At 45.0% G+C, this 17190-nt stretch carries 16 protein-coding genes; 3 read left to right on the top strand and 13 right to left on the bottom strand.

Going from position 1 to position 17190, the window contains the following annotated elements:
* Window positions 1-18: 18 nt before the first annotated feature.
* The 6 genes from A3773_RS15195 to A3773_RS15170 all read right to left on the bottom strand — a co-directional run bounded on the left by A3773_RS15195 (window position 19) and on the right by A3773_RS15170 (window position 7461).
* A complete protein-coding gene (locus tag A3773_RS15195; RefSeq protein WP_067987747.1) occupies window positions 19-1026 on the bottom strand; it encodes an AAA family ATPase in 1008 nt (335 codons plus the stop codon).
* Between the two features lie 213 nt (window positions 1027-1239).
* Complete coding sequence (locus tag A3773_RS15190) at window positions 1240-3234, bottom strand: sigma-54-dependent Fis family transcriptional regulator (protein WP_082800652.1); 1995 nt, start codon at window positions 3232-3234, stop codon at window positions 1240-1242.
* Window positions 3235-3446: 212 nt separating this feature from the next.
* Window positions 3447-4391 carry a lipoyl synthase gene (lipA, locus tag A3773_RS15185; protein ID WP_067987743.1) on the bottom strand — a complete coding sequence of 315 codons (945 nt, stop codon included), beginning with the start codon at window positions 4389-4391 and terminating at the stop codon, window positions 3447-3449.
* Window positions 4392-4498: 107 nt separating this feature from the next.
* Complete coding sequence (locus A3773_RS15180) at window positions 4499-5260, bottom strand: substrate-binding periplasmic protein (RefSeq protein WP_067987741.1); 762 nt, start codon at window positions 5258-5260, stop codon at window positions 4499-4501.
* A gap of 16 nt (window positions 5261-5276) precedes the next feature.
* Window positions 5277-5705, bottom strand: a complete 429-nt coding sequence (locus tag A3773_RS15175) for a c-type cytochrome (RefSeq protein ID WP_067987739.1) — start codon at window positions 5703-5705, stop codon at window positions 5277-5279.
* A gap of 82 nt (window positions 5706-5787) precedes the next feature.
* On the bottom strand, window positions 5788-7461 hold the full coding sequence (locus A3773_RS15170) for a pyrroloquinoline quinone-dependent dehydrogenase (RefSeq protein ID WP_197462802.1): 1674 nt from the start codon (window positions 7459-7461) through the stop codon (window positions 5788-5790).
* 501 nt (window positions 7462-7962) lie between these two features.
* Here A3773_RS15170 and pqqA point away from each other — a divergent pair.
* From pqqA to A3773_RS15160, 3 genes are all read left to right on the top strand, one after another.
* A complete protein-coding gene (gene pqqA / locus A3773_RS17885; protein ID WP_156473550.1) occupies window positions 7963-8037 on the top strand; it encodes a pyrroloquinoline quinone precursor peptide PqqA in 75 nt (24 codons plus the stop codon).
* A gap of 318 nt (window positions 8038-8355) precedes the next feature.
* The gene (locus A3773_RS15165) at window positions 8356-8943 is read left to right on the top strand and encodes a VOC family protein (RefSeq protein WP_067987733.1); all 588 of its coding nucleotides are present in this window, start codon (window positions 8356-8358) and stop codon (window positions 8941-8943) included.
* An 83-nt stretch (window positions 8944-9026) separates the two neighbouring features.
* Window positions 9027-10256 carry a HupE/UreJ family protein gene (locus tag A3773_RS15160; RefSeq protein WP_067987730.1) on the top strand — a complete coding sequence of 410 codons (1230 nt, stop codon included), beginning with the start codon at window positions 9027-9029 and terminating at the stop codon, window positions 10254-10256.
* Window positions 10257-10348: 92 nt separating this feature from the next.
* Here the strand turns inward: A3773_RS15160 and A3773_RS15155 are convergent, their stop codons facing one another.
* Genes A3773_RS15155 through A3773_RS15125 form a run of 7 tightly spaced genes read right to left on the bottom strand, consistent with a single transcriptional unit; the run spans window position 10349 to window position 16812 of the window.
* Window positions 10349-11152, bottom strand: coding sequence for an ABC transporter permease (locus tag A3773_RS15155; protein ID WP_067987727.1), 804 nt, complete (start codon window positions 11150-11152; stop codon window positions 10349-10351).
* Complete coding sequence (locus A3773_RS15150; protein WP_075109590.1) at window positions 11152-12372, bottom strand: type 1 periplasmic-binding domain-containing protein; 1221 nt, start codon at window positions 12370-12372, stop codon at window positions 11152-11154. The genes A3773_RS15155 and A3773_RS15150 overlap by 1 nt, the downstream gene beginning before the upstream one ends.
* A 20-nt stretch (window positions 12373-12392) precedes the next feature.
* Window positions 12393-13388 (bottom strand): PQQ-dependent catabolism-associated beta-propeller protein, encoded by a 996-nt coding sequence (locus tag A3773_RS15145; protein ID WP_067987721.1) that lies wholly within the window; start codon window positions 13386-13388, stop codon window positions 12393-12395.
* Window positions 13381-14145 (bottom strand): ABC transporter ATP-binding protein, encoded by a 765-nt coding sequence (locus tag A3773_RS15140; RefSeq protein WP_067987718.1) that lies wholly within the window; start codon window positions 14143-14145, stop codon window positions 13381-13383. The genes A3773_RS15145 and A3773_RS15140 overlap by 8 nt, the downstream gene beginning before the upstream one ends.
* Complete coding sequence (locus A3773_RS15135) at window positions 14142-14918, bottom strand: ABC transporter ATP-binding protein (RefSeq protein WP_067987716.1); 777 nt, start codon at window positions 14916-14918, stop codon at window positions 14142-14144. The genes A3773_RS15140 and A3773_RS15135 overlap by 4 nt, the downstream gene beginning before the upstream one ends.
* Entirely contained in the window at window positions 14918-15805 is an 888-nt protein-coding gene (locus tag A3773_RS15130; protein ID WP_082800651.1) for an ABC transporter permease, read from the bottom strand. The genes A3773_RS15135 and A3773_RS15130 overlap by 1 nt, the downstream gene beginning before the upstream one ends.
* A complete protein-coding gene (locus tag A3773_RS15125; RefSeq protein ID WP_075109592.1) occupies window positions 15805-16812 on the bottom strand; it encodes an ABC transporter substrate-binding protein in 1008 nt (335 codons plus the stop codon). The genes A3773_RS15130 and A3773_RS15125 overlap by 1 nt, the downstream gene beginning before the upstream one ends.
* Window positions 16813-17190: the final 378 nt, after the last annotated feature.

Raw genomic sequence — 17190 nt, 5'->3', positions numbered from 1 at the left:
TGAACTACCGCCTATCTACTATGGTACAGCCACACGAGCAATAAGCTCGGCAATCATCTGGTCTTTATCTAACCCTTTAGCTTCTGCCACGTAACTTAAGCCGATACGATGACGCAACACACTCGGAGCGATCTCTTGAATATCATCGGGGGTGACGAAGTCTCGACCAGCTAACCAGGCTTTTGCCCGCACAGCACGGTCTAACGCGATGGTGGCACGCGGGCTTGCACCAAAAATAAGACTCCCTTTAAGATCATCCCCATAACGTTCAGGTTCACGGGTCGCCATGATTAACGCAATTAAATAATCTTCAAGGTTCGGGGCCATATAGGTGTTCATAATGGACGATCGTGCACGGAAGAGATCATCTTCAGTCAATGCGATCTCCGCCAATGCGGTTTGGCCGTCTAAGCTTGCAGTGTGCTCATTACGCACAAGACGCAGAATCTCTTTTTCCTGCTCATGGGCTGGGTAATCAACCCTAATATGCAACATAAAACGATCCAACTGCGCCTCAGGAAGAGGATAGGTTCCCTCTTGCTCTAGTGGGTTCTGTGTTGCCATCACCATAAAGAATTTAGCTAAAGGGTATGTTTTACCTGCCACGGTTACTTGGCGTTCGGCCATCGCTTCCAACAGCGCAGATTGTACTTTAGCCGGCGCCCGGTTGATCTCATCAGCCAAGAGCAGATTACAAAATAAAGGGCCGGGACGAAAACTAAACTCACCCTTTTGGGTGTTATAGATCTCGGTGCCGGTAATGTCGCTAGGCAAAAGGTCCGGTGTAAACTGGGCGCGGTGAAAAGTCCCTTCAAGTAGGTCACTTAAGGCGTGGATGGTACGTGTTTTCGCAAGTCCAGGCGGGCCTTCTAGTAAGACATGTCCATCGGTTAGCAGTGCAATTAATAAGTATTCTATTAATGCATCCTGAGCCACCACGCGTTTTTTCAATGCCTCAGACAGCCCCATCACCTTCGCCTGTAACGCTGCCGCCTCAACGGTCTCAGTTGCCACATCTGCTGTCATTCCATTACTCCTAGAACCTTTTAACTATGTTAATTCAACGGGTTAACGCTTGAAATATAAGATCAATTCTATTTATTTCAAGGCAGTCTAACACCCTCTGACCGTCGATTTTCGAAGAAGTTTCAGCCACTAAAATCGACCTTTTCCTATTAAATAGATAAAAAAAAGCCATGCATTTCGGCATGGCCTATTTTAAACCGTTGAGTCGCGCTATTAATGATCTAAAAGCTGATCTTCACTCAAAAGTCCGTACTTTTTAATTTTACGATGCAAGGTTGATCGACTCACCCCCATCGCTTTTGCCGCACGGGTCACTACCCAGCGATGCTGCTCCAATATATTCTCTAACTCTTCTTTCTCTGAGAGACTGCCGGAGTCACTCGAAATAGAAAGCATTCGCAAAGGAGGCGGAGCAATGTCCTGTTCTTTCCGCACCAGCTGATCACTCGAGAAGACCTCATCAGGCAGGTCTTCGATGCAGATCATTTCGCCCTCCCGCATACACAATGCGTATTGAAGAACATTTTTAAGCTGTCGTATATTTCCTGGCCAACGATACTGACATAGGAGTTCCATCGCCTTAGGGTGGATTTCAACGTGACCCACATCACCATCATCAAGGCAGAGCATATGTAACACTTTTTCAATAATGACCGGCTGATCACTGCGCTGGCGCAAGCTAGGCAGTGTTACTTGGAAGCCACTGATACGGTAATATAGATCTTCCCTAAACTCACCGCGCGCAACATATTCCTTCAAATCTCGATGGGTCGCACAGATAACATTTAAGCTAACACCGACCGCCTCATGTTCGCCAAGGGGGATAATTTCACTTTCAGCAAGCACACGCAGTAAACTCGCCTGTAGCTCAAGTGGCATGTCACCAATTTCATCTAGAAATAAGGTACCACCATCACTGGCTTGGATCTTACCCATCTTGCCGGCTTTAAGCCCCCCCGTGAATGTGCCCGCACCGTAACCAAACAGTTCACTTTCGATTAAAGACTCGGGAATCGCCGCACAGTTAAGCGTAATAAAAGGTTTATCAGCACGATCACTACTCTCATGCAGTGCTCTCGCCCACACCTCTTTACCTGTGCCCGTTTCACCTTGCAAAAGGATACTGATCCCTTTGTTGACAATCCGCTGGCAGCGGGTCGCCTGCTTGAGCAGTGTTGGTTCTTTTCCTGCCGCTAGAACCAGAGGGGTATTAACAGGAATACTAGTATCAATTTCTAGCGGTTTAGCGGTCACAATTCGCGATTGCGGGCTCTGAATTTGATATGCATTATTTTGTAAAAAGTTCGCATGGAATTTATAAGGTTTCCCCATGACTTGCATATAATGCTCAACACTACCGGACCCTGCGGCTTCCAGTTGCTCAAAGCTTAAATTAAAGACATCTTGAAACTTTTTGCCGACGATCTCATAACGGTCACGGCACCCGAGTGTTAAAAGAATCGGGGTCGTCGCAGCCACAATGGTACCGCTATCATTAACCGCAACCAGCGCTTTGGTAATGGAGACCACTGGGGAAACTGAAAAACTAATAACCCTCTGATTATGATAAGCATCTTTAAATACCAACGCTTCAATTTCATCAGCGGTCTCACAGACCATATTTAATGCTAACGCCTGACCAAGCCGGTTGCCATTGGCAAATGTGGACGCGTCAATAGCGCCAAACGGCGTACCATCAGGGGAGATAAGCGGGGCAGCAGAACAGCTGAAGTTTTGTAGGTTACTGCCGTAATGCTCTTCAGCATACACCGTAACCGGGCTACACTCCGTTAAGCAGGTGCCTAATCCATTAGTACCAACAAGGCTTTCTGACCATAAGGTGCCCTGTCTCAGTCCTTTTGCAACTAAATCATGCCCAACACTGGACTCGGCAAACGACTTAACCGCTACACCCTTTTCATTAGTGATAAGAACGGTATAACCACTGTTTTTAGATAAGGTTCTTATTTTATCGAATACTTCTACCGAATCACTCAGTAGTTTCTCTAAAGGCTCGCGATGCTCTTTAACCTCAGTGTCAGTCAGTGATACTAACTTCACATCACTGTGCTGAGAGATTTTGTATCTATCGCGACACCTTTCCCACGAGTTCTCAATGTATCTATCAGTTAAAGCATCGTCTTTCTCTGGAGTTTCTCCGGCGAGAAAACTCTTTTCATTAGAATAATCTGCACTTTTAGAAGACATTATTCACCTGCTCACTCCTTGCCTCACAGAGATACTACCTAGGGCAAGGTAATTTTTTTTATATTTATACTATGCTAGTGCCAGTCTGCGGCACTTTGGGGCCAACAAGCAACAATTATTTACGCTTATAAAGCCCCGAAGGTTTTAAATTTATATTACATTGCGCCCTTTCAGCAAAAAGCGCCACTGTAAATTATAGTTCACTATAATGATTAGAACGAATATTCATCAGCATGGTAGGAGGATCTAACCAACGGTCCGCACGCGGCATGTACAAAACCCATCTCAATCGCCAGATCGTGTAACCGGTCAAACTCCTCTGGTGTCACATAGCGATCAACAGGAAGATGGTGTTTACTTGGCTGTAAGTACTGCCCTATCGTAATCATGTCCACATGCGCTTCTCTTAGCGCTTTCATTACCTCATGAATTTCGCTCTCGGTCTCCCCCAGCCCTAACATAATCCCAGACTTGGTCATAATATCGGGATGCTCTGTTTTAAAGCTTTTAAGCAAGCGTAAAGATTCTTCATAACTAGACCCCGGACGAATCTGTTTATAAAGCCGCGGCACGGATTCTAAGTTGTGATTTAACACGTCAGGCACACACGTTTTGAATTTCGCGATTGCATCCTCAAGTCGACCACGAAAATCAGGCACTAAACACTCAATTCTAATGCTATCGCTACGCTTACGGATCTCGTCAATACAGGCAACAAAGTGCCCTGCACCGCCGTCACGTAAATCATCTCTGTCCACCGACGTGATTACCACATACTTCAGCCCCATACTTGTGACGGCTTCGGCAAGCTTAGCCGGCTCATCACTATCAAGCGCATTGGGGCGACCATGTGCCACATCACAAAAAGGGCAACGGCGGGTACAGATATCCCCCATGATCATAAACGTGGCGGTCCCTTTACTAAAACACTCATAAAGGTTAGGGCAACTGGCTTCTTCACATACTGACGCTAGGCTATGTTGACGCAGGGTCTGTTTAATCGCATCAACTTGAGGCGAGTCGTTATAGCGCACTCTGAGCCAATCCGGCTTTTTCAGCTTCCCCTCTTCCGTTGTTGGAATAATCTTAACGGGAATACGATCTACTTTATCCTGACCTCGTTGTTTAATTCCCTGCTGAATACTTACTTTCTGCATAACAATGCAAACTCCAAAAATAAAAAAGGAGCGCGGAGTGCGCGCTCAAAAGTTCTGCTTTGGGAGCGCAGAATCGGAGGTGACAACAACTTTTTCACCGCGAATCCTCACAGAGGTGAAACACCATATTCATTGAGAAGCGTAGGTAAGGTGCCCTCTTTTTTAAGATCAACTAATACCTGATTAAAGGCTTCGCGTGTTTTCTGGTCTGCTTTTCTTAAACCCAATGCGTAGTCATAATTAAGGCCGACATTGAGCACCTTCTCTGCATCAATCTCAGTTAATTGCTGGCCGTGCTGACGCTGGAACCAACCACTCGACACATTACTCACGATAGCCGCATCAATAAGACCATCAGCAAGTGCCTGTAAACGGCTCGCTTCATCCGCAAACCGCACCGCGATCTCCACGTTCTTTGAACTCAAAGCATGGGAGGCAATACTGCCGGATGACACCCCAACAACCATCGTTTTAAGGTCATCTAGGTTATGAATAGGCGCCTTGTTTTTTAACGTAACCAATTTAAATTCTAAGCGTAGGTACGGATCTGAAATCAACATATATTTAGAGTCACCATCTCCCAATCTGGCAACACCTGAATACAAATCACAACCTACTTTCTTTGCTTGACGCCTCGGCATGATCCACGAAACTTTAAGCGAGACATCCAGCTTTTCAGCAATCGCCTTAGCAACATCAATTTGGAAGCCTTTAGGCTTTTCTACTCTTGATGAAAAAGGCATTTGAGCAGGGTGAGCGCATAAATGCAGCTCACCCTTTTCGATAATATGTTCAAGGGTGCCTGCGGTAGCCAACGGGCTCAGCAAAACACAACTCAATAGGGTTAATTTTTTTATTGTTGTAAGCATATCGGCGTCTCCAGACTTATTTTTCTTCACTTAAAGACAATATATAAGTCACCAACTCCCAACGCTGTTCAGGTGTAAATGTTCTTTTCCATGGTGGCATTACAAGCGAACCACGTTTCTTTCCTTTGGTAATGGTTTTGAAAAGGTAGTCCGCATCAAAATCTCTACCTTGTAACTTGCGCGCTTTACCGCCTGACCCTTCGTATCCATGGCAGTAAACACATGTCTGGTTAAAGCGTTTCTCACCAATGGCAACGGAGACACTTTCTTTACTAAATACTTTCGCTTTCATTGCGGCGATATGTTCGGGTGTTTCTTTATCTTTTTTCTTCTCTGCTTTTCCCTGGTCATCTACGGGTGGCGCCACGGCGTAAGCAACACTACTTGTCAGTGCTAGCGCTAATAAACCAAATCGAACACGTGTAAAAATATTTTTATTATTCATCGTTATCTACTCCCAATAGATAGCTTTTAAAAAAACAGAGGAGGTGGCTGTACTCACCACCTCCTCCTTACTGCTCAGCGAATTAATCTTCCAACGTAAATGCAACTAGCGCTGCACCACCTGGTAATCCACCTACTTCAGGGAATGCACTGGCCATAAAGCCAGGTGCATGGGACCCAAAGCCTGTTGACGCAAGAATGTACTGTTTGCCATCAACTGAGTAACTTACGATACCGCCACGGATACCGGAACCTGCATTGAAGTTCCAAACCTCTTTACCATTCTGGGCATTGTAAGCATGGATAACACCGTAAGGGTCACCATTGAATACAAGATTACCGCCAGTAGTTAACACGCTACCTAGACCAGGTAATGGATAATCAATAGACCATTTCAATTTACCCGTGATAGGATCACGCGCATCAAGACGGGCTGAGGCTTTTTTGCCTGGAGGTGGAACAGCGACCAGCTTACTAACACCTAAATAAAGGCCAGCAATACCGATATTTTCATGTTCCTGAGGGGCTGGCACAACGACGTTACAAACTTCCATCGCATTGGTGTACCACAAACCTGTATTAGGGTTGTAGGCACCGTGGTTCCAGCTACGCGCACCTAGTAGGTACGGGCAGATCGTGGTTTCTTCACCAACAGGCATCGCCTTACGGCCGATTAACTCGCCAGTTTTAGGGTTGATCCCTTTAGCAAAGGTGATGTTTTCAGCCAACGGCCAAACATTTTCCACTTCACCGGTGCTCTTTTCGAGTACGAATACATAACCACTTTTATTCAGGTGAACCAGCACATCTTTACCATTATGCTTCAGGCTAAGTGCTTCATAGGAAGCATCATAATCCCAAACATCATGAGGAATCTCTTGACGAGCCCACTTCAACTTACCTGTTTTAGGCTCAAGCGCCAAAAGGCTGGCACTGTGCTTATTATCACCTTCACGCTCGGCGCCATAGAAATCAGGCGCTGCGTTGGCTGTACCGATAAAGATCGTATCGCTCTTGGCATCATAGGTACCTGGCAACCATGCACCACTCCCGCCCACTTCACCTGAATCACCAGGCCAGCTTTTAGGATCATCCTTTTGCAGGATATCGAAGGTCCACATTTTTTTACCGGTAATCGCATTAACCGCGAAGATCTTACCTTGCGTTGGCTGATCACCACCGGTTGTACCACCAAATAAAACATCACCCGCTAACTGAGGAGGCGATGAAAAAAGGCAACCGTAGCATTTTTCTAAATCAGTGATCTGAGTAGACCACTTCTCTTTACCTGTTTTCTGGTCAATCGCGATAAAACGACCATCCAAAGAACCAACATAAACATTACCATGTCCTACCGTTACACCACGGCTTGCCGCAACATAGAAAACTTCATCTACGATTGAGTCAAGGTCTGGCTGGTAGTGCCAAATGGTTTTACCTGTGGCTGCGTTTACCGCAAACACATTGTTGTTAGGACCTATATAGTAAGCTACGCCATCAATAACGATAGGCGTCGCTTGTAGACCCATCTCGATATCACCAGGCTGATGAATCCATGCAACTTTCAACTTATTAACGTTACCCACATTAATTTGATCCAGAGGGCTAAAGCGCCATGCATCAGACGTTCTGTGGTATTGAGGCCAATCATTAGGGTTTTCTGCAGCAGGACTTGCTGCAGCCGATGTAGCTGCACCAGATAATGCAATACATGATGCAATACTTGCCGATAGCACTAATTTTTTTATTGTAATCACTTCTCGTTCTCCATCTATCAATATCATGCAAACTTAAACTAAAGCGAATAAGTCCACCCTCTATGTACCCTACAAACAGCAAAATGCAGGCCAGAAACAAAATAACGGAACAAATACAGAACTATCTAATTGATATAAAAGGAAAAAACAAAGCGTCTATATTTTAAAAAAAATATCAATTACCCCTATAATTATCACTGTGCGTCACAAACTGTATCAAGCAATGGAACAGTCTGTAGTGATATATTTAACAATAGACATCTATATAAATAAGCGCTGAATATCCGCCTAAATAATCTAGGCAGGTAAGACCTTTTTACTCACCTTACGTGGCATACCCATCAATACCGCTTTCTTTTTATAGGCTATTCAATGAAACGATCATTCCGATCGTGATAAGAAATTAATATATCAACATAGGCACGGTCCTTGCTTTTATTATGCAGTGACACATGTCATAAAAATAATCATTTAGAAAAAACTGATACAAGGAGCATACTTATGAACTGGACAAAACCAGCCTTTAAAGACCTTCGAATTGGCTTCGAAGTAACAATGTACTTTGCTAACCGCTAAGTAACATAGATTAATACATACGTGCCCGCCCCTGCTCTGCAGGGGTTATCCTCCCCCTTTTTTAACCCATTCAACGCACCAACGCACCTACCTAATAAACCACTCTACTTCAAATAATGAAACAGTATGGTTCATAATCACTGGCACACATTGACTCAGTGCATCACCCCATTGTTATAAGATCTGAATAACCACACGAAAAAATCACGCCGCCCCCCCCTAGAACAAACTGTACACAATAAAAAAAAATAATAAGCTAACTGGCATAAAACGTGTATTCCTCCCTGTTTAAACATTCGTTACACATGGAATACTCAAATGAAAAAAACAAAAATAATTACAACGTGCCTGTTTCTATTAACGTTCTTTACCCAAGCAGCGCAGGCAGAGATGCCGGGTATGCGCGGCATCCAGCATTTAGGGATTACCGTCCCGAATGTAAAAGAAGCCACCGCATTTTTTAAAGACGTAATTGGATGTGAATCGTTTTTCTCAATCGGCCCATTTGGCCCGTTTGACAACGATTGGATGACAGAAAACCTTAATGTGGACAAGAAAGCCGTTATTAAAACAGCCCACCTCATGCGCTGTGGTAATGGTCCCGCTTTAGAGATTTTTGAATATTCCGCACCCGATCAAAAGCAAACACCACCACGTAATAGTGATATTGGCGGCCATCATGTTGCATTTTATGTCGATGATATGGCAGAAGCTGTCGCGTATTTAGAGAAAAAAGGTATCAAAATCCTAGGTAAACCTCATACATTTACCGATACCGGTATGAAAGACCTAACATGGGTTTACTTCATGGCACCATGGGGCATGCAACTTGAGATTGTTAGTTACCCATTTGGTCAAGGTTATGAAAAAGAAACAGGTCGTAGAATGTGGGATCCACGTTACTAATAGATACCTAATCCGTACTATTTAAACGCGATTCATAGTCCGCCCATAACGAGCGGCACTATGAATCGAAGGTGGCCAAAATAATGAAAAAAATATTCGCAGCATTTGTACTACTATTCTGTTCAACCGCTCAAGCGCATTTCACGCATTTCGAGCCCCGTATCATCCATCTTTATCAAGACAACCAAGATACCGTTGCCTTGATGCGCATGCCCCTACCGCTAATCCTTCTCGACAATACCTGGCAAGGTATAGATAGCAATCAAGATCTACCGTTCACAGAAAAAAGAGCGGCACCGGAGGGACGTGATTATTTTATTAAGCATAATGAAGTGCGAACGGAGCTTGAACGATTAAAAAGCTACATCACCCAAGGCTACGCCTTCACAAAAGATGGTGCAGCTCAGCCCTTCGCTGTTGAACAGATCCATATTTTTAATACCGATAGTCGCAAGCCCTTTAGCAACCTAGATACCGCACTAGAGAACTTTAGCGGCGAACTGGCGATCAGCCCTGACGCAACTAAGCTCTTTGATGCAGGCATTGATATTCAATTGCGCTTGCCGAATACCTCAATTGTCGATAATGATATTACGATCACAAGCTATTTAGGGGATAAATTTAACGCTATCAATCGATTAGCCAACATCATTACGCTCCATATAGATGAGCAACAGGCCGCTAAAACCACCGTTGGGATTTTAGACTACTCCTCTCAGCATCAACCTACGCTTTATCATAAGTTAATGACCGGGTTTAAGGATGGGTTTAGTCATATTTTGATTGGCTTAGACCACGTGCTTTTCGTCGTCCTATTGTTTTTTAGTGCTCCAACCTTTTTAAGACTTTTATCGCTCGCCACAGCCTTTACCATTGGGCACTCATTTAGTTTATTCGTAGGCGACAGCGCACCGATCTCATCCCCTCTTTTTACCCCGGGTATTGAACTTTTAATTGCCCTAACCATCTGTATAACCGCCGTTGCGCTGCTTTTTAATAAAGCACAACACTTAGGGACAACCCCCCTACTTATTATCGGCGTCATCCACGGCTTTGGCTTCTCATTTGTATTTAGTGAACTGGCGCAGGAAGGGGCTCAAACCAGCCTTATTAACCTCCTCGGCTTCAATATAGGCATAGAGGCAGGGCAGCTCTTTATCTATGTTGTGGTTTTTGCCCTCACCTCTCTGCTCAGTCAGAAGCGAATATTCAACAAGCCGCTTCCCTATTACGTCTCTTTAGGTACGCTCGCCGTATCAAGCTACTGGATCGTTACCCGCTCGATTCCTCTCGTAGAATACGCAGCTGCCTAGAAGAGAAGAGAAGAGAAGAGAAGAGAAGAGAAGAGAAAGGATAGCGCCTTAAAACAAAAAATCAGAGTCAGGTTATCCTGACTCTGATTTTTTTATCCTTTACGACGTGTAATCACACCTTTTTGCGGATCATAACCAATCACCGCAAGGACGAAGAAGAAGATAAAGCTCCCTAAGACCACCGCTAATGCAGTCAGGCTTAATTGCCCATATAAAGCAAAGCGCACTAACTCAACGGCATAGGTGAAAGGGTTGTATTGCGCCACTTGGTACACAATCTCTGCACCGGACTCTTCCAGCTTCCATAAAGGGTAAAGCGCCGGCGAAATAAAGAACATAGGGAAGATGACAAAATTCATCATGCCTGCAAAATTCTCCAACTGCTTAACCGATACGGACAACAGTAACCCCAAAGAGCCGAGCATTAATGCCGACAAGATGAATGCAGGCAATGCTGTTAATACACCCATTAAAGGAATATCCACATCAAACAACCAGCAGATCACAAGGAACGCATAGACCTGTAGCAACGAAAGCAATGTACCCGCCATCAGTTTGCAAAATAGAATATACCAGCGAGGTAACGGCGCAGTGAGCAATAAACGCATCACACCGACTTCGCGATCATAAACCATCGTTAACGATGACTGCATCCCGTTAAAGAGCATCACCATACAAAGCAAACCTGGCGTTATATAGACGTTATATTCAATATACGATTCGTAAGGCGGTATCACTGCCACGCCAAATACATTTTGGAAGCCAGCAGCAAACACCAGCAACCAGAGTGCCGGACGCACCAACGCAGAAAACAAACGTCCTTTCTGCCGAAGAAACTTTCCAGTCTCTCGGGCAGATAATGCAGTGAACGCATTGAAAGCATGCGATGTATTCATTATTTAGCTCCTGACGCAGTAGACTTGGACAAATCACACTGCCCCTCTCCACGATCATTACCTAGCACATCTAAATTATTGACGGGGTGTAAAAAGCCTTCGACAGGTGCACGATCAATCACTCGGTTAAGCGATGTTAAAAACACCGGTTGTCTCAACTGATGATTCCAAGGTTTAAAATTAAGCGGATAGCCTTTAGCACCATCCAACTTAAACTCCTTATCCAGTAGCGTGTCCAACAATTGATTAGGCGCAAAAGTCTCTTGGCGAAGAACACCCTCCGCAATCACTTTTACCGCCATCCATGCTGACCAGTCATACCCTGTCATTTGGCGTTTTCCTTTTTTCATAAAACGCTTATTGACTTGAGGTGCGCCATTACGCTCCCATGCCCAGTGCCACCAATCGGCAACCAGACCCGCCGCCCCAACAACAGGACGAGGCTGTATAATTGAATACGGTACATCAACAGCAAACTCACCACTGTGATCCACCACATAAACAACGTCGTAGTCATCTTTTGCGGTTAAGAGGGAGATGTTATTGCGATAACGCTGGCGCGGGTCATTACCTAGCTTAAATGGTTTTTCATTAACAATATCAACACCAAACTTTTTGGCTGACGTTTGTAATGATTTCAAATAACGCGTATCGGCTTCACTTTCACTGTAAAGCACCAACACCTCTTTCCACTTTTTGGCGACAAGGTACTGCGCCATCGCATCCGTTAGCATGCGTTGACTGGGTGCAATATGAAGCAAGTTGGCTTGGCAATATTCATTGCGCAAATTGTTATCCAATGCACTTAAATTAAACAGTAAGCTACTGGGCTTTTTACTCGCCTGTGCAACCTGTTTGACCCCTTCACCGGGTAGGTCTAAGAGGAAATATTGCGTGCCTTGTGCTTCTAATGACTGAATAAGTTCAGGTAAGGCACTCAGCTCAGAGACCGATTGCCGATCCAGCTCGAATTTAACGCCTTTTTTCTGCGCCGCAAAACGCGATTCTTTTATCGCAAGTTTTGCCGCAACCTCCAAACGTCCCCAAGGCTGAGCCTGATAGCGAGCATCGATGATATTATCCTTATATCGAGGATCTTCTTCATACTCGATCAGGGCGATGTTAACGGTTTGTAGTTCGGCGGATAGTGCGACCGCAGGTAACCCCATAAAGGTTAATCCTACTGCACAGCAAGCCAATAACGGTCTAATCACTTTCATGAACTGAATGCCTCCCAGTATTAGTCGTCTACAACAACATCATGAGGAACGCGGCCCGCAGGGACTGATTTAATAACCTTTAAGCGCTCAGTATCAATCACAGCGAGGTCATCACTCTTACCATTAGTCACATAAAGTCTGCTCTCATCATCATTCAAGCTAATACCCCACGCACGTTTACCGACAAGGATATAATCGAGCACTTTATGGGTTGCTGTCTCAATAACGGCAACATGGTTGGCGTTACCTAAGGTCACATAAGTAAGCTTGCCATCTTTAGTCATTGCCATACCCACTGGCGAGATACTCTCAGCGCGCATACCTTTAGGGGCAAAACTGAGTTCAGCTGTCTGCTCATAAGTTGTAGTATCAAGAATGGTGATCGTGCCGCCCACCTCGTTACTCACCCAAAGCTCTTTCAAATCTGGTGTTAGTTCCATTCGACGTGGACGGTTACCAACAACGATGTTCTCAATAATCTCTCTGCTTTCAACATCAATCACGTGGATCATGTTCGCGACTTCAGATGCGACATAAACCAATCGGTTATCAGGGCTAACTAATACACCTTCAGGCTCTTCGCCGACTTCAATCTCAGCAACTTTTTTGTCTTCTTCTAACGAGTAAACCGTGACAAGACCATCGTCTTCATTTGAAGCATAAAGAAATTTTTCATCCGGAGAGATATCAAAACGGTCTGGATCTTCACCTATATCGATACTCTTTTTAACTTTTAGCGCAGCCACATCAATCACATCAATGGCATCATCATCGCCGCAAGCCACATAAAGAAGGGAGCCATCTTTACTTAACTGCATCGCACGAGGACGTTCACTGGTTTTAATCTCAGTAACTTTATTCATACCTTTGGCATCAAAAACAGTGACCACATCATCTTTTTCACTGCTCACGAAAACATAACCTGATTTCGCTTGTACATGAGCCGCAACACTCAACGACAAGGCTAACGCACTGGCCTGTAACCCAAACTTCATTCCTTTAAAAAACTTATTCATAAGCGACTCCTATTTCTTTGTTATTATTGATTAATTGTGAAAATGCATCGGCAAGCGACAGCCTTGGTTCTATGCCCTGCGCCTGTAATTCTTCGGGGGATGACTCAGCTAATATCTTCCCTTTATCTAATACGATCACACGGTCAGCTGCTTGAACCTCTTCAACGATATGTGTGCTCCAGAGCACGGCAATTTCGCGCTCTTTGCAGAGGGAAACCACATGGTTAACAAGGGATTTTCGTGATTCAGGATCAAGCCCAACCGTCGCCTCATCCATCAGTAAAACCTTGGGCTGATGCAGTAAGGCACGGATTAACTCAATCTTGCGTCGGTTACCGCCACTTAAGCTACGCACCTGCTTATCGCGAACCGCCTGCATATCAAAGCGATCTAACTCACTATTAATACGCTCCTCTGCCAACTTGCGGCTTAAACCGTGAAGTAGACAGTGGAATTTAAGATTGCCATGAACCGTTAAATCTAAATCTAACGTGGCTTGTTGAAAAACCACGCCTAAGGTAGACAAAGCACCAATCGGGTCTTGGCTGATATCATGACCACACACACTGATCTGACCTTCATCACTATTAAATAAACCGGTTAACAGCTGAAACAGGGTCGTTTTACCTGCGCCATTTTGACCCAGTAAACCAATAAATTGGGCGGGCTTTATCGATAAGCTAACGTTATTCAGTGCGGTAAGCGGGCCGTAGCTTTTACTAACGCCGACCAGTTCTAACGCGGTAGGGGTATTCATATAAAACCTCTCGAAAAAGACTCGCTTGCAACATCACTCACCTGTCCTTCTAATAAACCAGGGTTCTGACTCAGCAAATGTTTTTTCCAATTTTGAAAATGAACATCGTCAATGCGAGGGCGAGGAAGATCTATGTCCTTATCCAACAGAACGGTACCCGGAGACGATGATAAGAAAAGCACGCGATCAGATAATTGAATCGCTTCATTCAGGTCATGCGTAACAAAAACAACGGTGGTTTTATGTTCTAACCACAACTCAAGTAAAATAGAACGTAAACGCTGTGCATTAGGTGCATCAAGCGAGACAAAAGGCTCATCCAGCAGTAAAAGATCGGGACGAGTCAAAAATGCACGGGCGATACTGACACGACGCTGCATCCCACCCGACAACTGCTTAGGGTAACAATCTGACTTACCTTTTAAGCCCACCTTATCCAGCATCTTTTCTATCTCAAACGGTGCTGAATCAGGCATTACAAGACGAAGGTTTTCAAAAACAGTCAACCAAGGCATCAACCGAGGCTGCTGAAAAATGTAACTCAATTTACACGGGGGCGGCCCTTTTAAAAGCTGATCATTAAAACGAATAGACCCCGCCTCTATGGACTCCAGCCCTGCAATCATATTTAGCAGTGTACTTTTACCGGTTCCAGACGGCCCCACAAGCGAAACAAATTCACCCTGCGCAACGTTAAACCCGAGTGGTCCTAGTACATCTGGCATATTGGACGCATAAGACTTGCGCTCAATAGCGATATTAAGATTGACCATTACAGCCCTCCTGTATAACGATGATTATCACTTGGGCCGCCACCGTTATAGTTGCCTCTTGCGATATAACGATCTAATGGACGCATCACGAGCCCCTCGATGACCAAAATTATTGCCGCAAAGGCTAAGGTGTACGCCAAAATACTGGCAATATCGAAAAAGTGGAAAAAGGTACCTAACTGGAAACCTACACCGTCACTACGGCCTAAAAGCTCAACCACGAGAACAACTTTCCATATAAGTGAAAGCCCCGAGCGCGCGGACGCCATAATGAACGGATAAAGCTGAGGTAGGTAAACTTTAAAGAAGCAGCGAAGTGGCGAGACGTTAAAAACTTGGGCAACTTGAAGCAGATCTCTATCCACAACACGAGCCCCTTCTCGCACCATCACGATGACCGTAGGGATTTTATTGATCGCCACAGCGGTAATCGCCGCGGCTTCAACCAAACCAAACCAAACGTAACACAGAATAATCGTCACGAGAGCGGGTACATTCAGTGCAATCACCAGCAACGAATCCCCTGCTTCATTCAAGCGCGGAAACGCTCCCATCACAATCCCGATCATGACGCCAAAAAACATAGCGATGCAAAAGCTTAAGGCCACACGCAATAGCGTTACCACAAGATGATGTAACATATCGCCATGGATTAAATGGGTCTGTAAGCTTGCGAACACCTCGACCACGCTGGGCACGTTATCACTTGCAAGAAAGAGAGAGGTCGCTTGCCAGCCTAATAAAATTACCCCTAAGGGAATTAACCAACGAAACAGAGAGATCAGTACGGCTTTAAATTTAGAGGGCGGATCAAGCCGCTTATCAACGGCGGCTTGTGTATTATCTACGCCCGTCTCTGGAAACACATGACTTTGACTATGGCGCATTACTGAGCACTCCCTGTGTCCAGCTGTATAACACCACCATCAGGGTTCGGTAACCAAAACAGAGTGCGGTCTAATTGCTCGGCCCCACCGGTCAGTGCAGCCCCGCCCTCTTTTGCCATAATACGGTACAGCTTATCTAATGCATCCAATTCGGTTCGCTCAAACTGACGCAACAGGCCGGCACGGTAACTCTGTTTAAGGGCATCAAAAACCTCGTCGTTTTTAACACGCATCAGGGGACGAATACGCTGCCACTCAGCGTCAGAGGTTAATAATATGTGACGGGCTTGTTGAGAGGCCGTCAGGAATTGACCTAGAAGCTGAGGATTGTTCTGGCGCCAGCCCTCTGCGAACACCCAGCCCACAAGCGGCACTTGAGTCTCAACACCTAAGCCTTTGATAATTTCTTCAACGGTAATAATCGGCTTAAAGCCACGCGCTTTAAGTTTGGCGCTGTAATGCCAAAAATTAAGACTCAAAGCGAGCTTACCGTCATACATCAGTTTATTTAATAACGGTGGTGCGGCAAAAACAGGCTCAATAACCTCTTTTAAATCCCGACCTAAATGTTGTTTGCTATAGGCTTGCAGTAACAACCAGCTTTTATCGACCGAGCCGCCAGCAATACCGACGCGCTGGTTATGCAGATCTTGTAACGAACGTACCGCACTGTCCGGTTGGGCATATAAGCCTCCCGCCGCAGCGGAAACGGGCGAAAAACCAAACATACGATTATTGAAGCGTTGACGATTCACCCAGACCCAATCACTAAACATCAGATCGACAGCTTTGCTTTGCAAGGCAACGGCGCTCGAATCTTTACCACCGACAGGCATTACGTCCAGAGTGAAATTATTTTTTGCATCAAGACGGTGATGATGGATAACATCCATCTCCCAATTAACGGTGCCATGCTGCAAGGTTGCAACACGTACATTCGGATAGTCTGCTGCACTCGCCTGTAAAGAAAACAAGGCGATAAATAATACAATTACATAATGTGGCATAACGTTATCTTTTTTATTTATTGTTATAGGTAAACCTAGATAAGCAGTAAAAGCAGCGATCAAAAGCGATCACACCTCTCTGCATCATTAAGTCTTACCTAGTCTCCAGCAACAACTAGGCCAACCCCACAATTCGGTATAATCCGGCGATTTAAGATAAAAAAGCGACAGTAACTGCAACAGAGTGTCGCAATTAAAAGGAACACCTGACCGGCTAAAACCAAACAAGTGTAGCAAGAGTTGGGCATCTGATTACGAGGGGCTCAAGACCATCCCCGCTCGCAATCAGGTTTTACAGACTAACCCTTCGCAAAGACTTTAGAGTTACGCTCATTTCTGAAGGTAAACTCATCAGGGTTATTGACCACCGCTTCCGCA

It is taken from the genome of Neptuniibacter pectenicola, from assembly GCF_001597735.1.
In the GTDB taxonomy this organism is placed as follows: domain Bacteria; phylum Pseudomonadota; class Gammaproteobacteria; order Pseudomonadales; family Balneatricaceae; genus Neptuniibacter; species Neptuniibacter pectenicola.
The sequence above is the reverse complement of the archived record's forward strand: the minus strand, read 5'-3'. Positions and strand labels throughout refer to the sequence as shown.

Excerpts from the sequence above, each read along its gene's own strand:
- A3773_RS15195 (WP_067987747.1), bottom strand. The coding sequence starts at position 1,026 with ATGACAGCAGATGTGGCAACTGAGACCGTTGAGGCGGCAGCGTTACAG.
- A3773_RS15190 (WP_082800652.1), bottom strand. The coding sequence starts at position 3,234 with ATGTCTTCTAAAAGTGCAGATTATTCTAATGAAAAGAGTTTTCTCGCC.
- lipA (WP_067987743.1), bottom strand. The coding sequence starts at position 4,391 with ATGCAGAAAGTAAGTATTCAGCAGGGAATTAAACAACGAGGTCAGGAT.
- A3773_RS15180 (WP_067987741.1), bottom strand. The coding sequence starts at position 5,260 with ATGCTTACAACAATAAAAAAATTAACCCTATTGAGTTGTGTTTTGCTG.
- A3773_RS15175 (WP_067987739.1), bottom strand. The coding sequence starts at position 5,705 with ATGAATAATAAAAATATTTTTACACGTGTTCGATTTGGTTTATTAGCG.
- A3773_RS15165 (WP_067987733.1), top strand. The coding sequence starts at position 8,356 with ATGAAAAAAACAAAAATAATTACAACGTGCCTGTTTCTATTAACGTTC.
- A3773_RS15160 (WP_067987730.1), top strand. The coding sequence starts at position 9,027 with ATGAAAAAAATATTCGCAGCATTTGTACTACTATTCTGTTCAACCGCT.
- A3773_RS15155 (WP_067987727.1), bottom strand. The coding sequence starts at position 11,152 with ATGAATACATCGCATGCTTTCAATGCGTTCACTGCATTATCTGCCCGA.
- A3773_RS15150 (WP_075109590.1), bottom strand. The coding sequence starts at position 12,372 with ATGAAAGTGATTAGACCGTTATTGGCTTGCTGTGCAGTAGGATTAACC.
- A3773_RS15145 (WP_067987721.1), bottom strand. The coding sequence starts at position 13,388 with ATGAATAAGTTTTTTAAAGGAATGAAGTTTGGGTTACAGGCCAGTGCG.
- A3773_RS15140 (WP_067987718.1), bottom strand. The coding sequence starts at position 14,145 with ATGAATACCCCTACCGCGTTAGAACTGGTCGGCGTTAGTAAAAGCTAC.
- A3773_RS15135 (WP_067987716.1), bottom strand. The coding sequence starts at position 14,918 with ATGGTCAATCTTAATATCGCTATTGAGCGCAAGTCTTATGCGTCCAAT.
- A3773_RS15130 (WP_082800651.1), bottom strand. The coding sequence starts at position 15,805 with ATGCGCCATAGTCAAAGTCATGTGTTTCCAGAGACGGGCGTAGATAAT.
- A3773_RS15125 (WP_075109592.1), bottom strand. The coding sequence starts at position 16,812 with ATGCCACATTATGTAATTGTATTATTTATCGCCTTGTTTTCTTTACAG.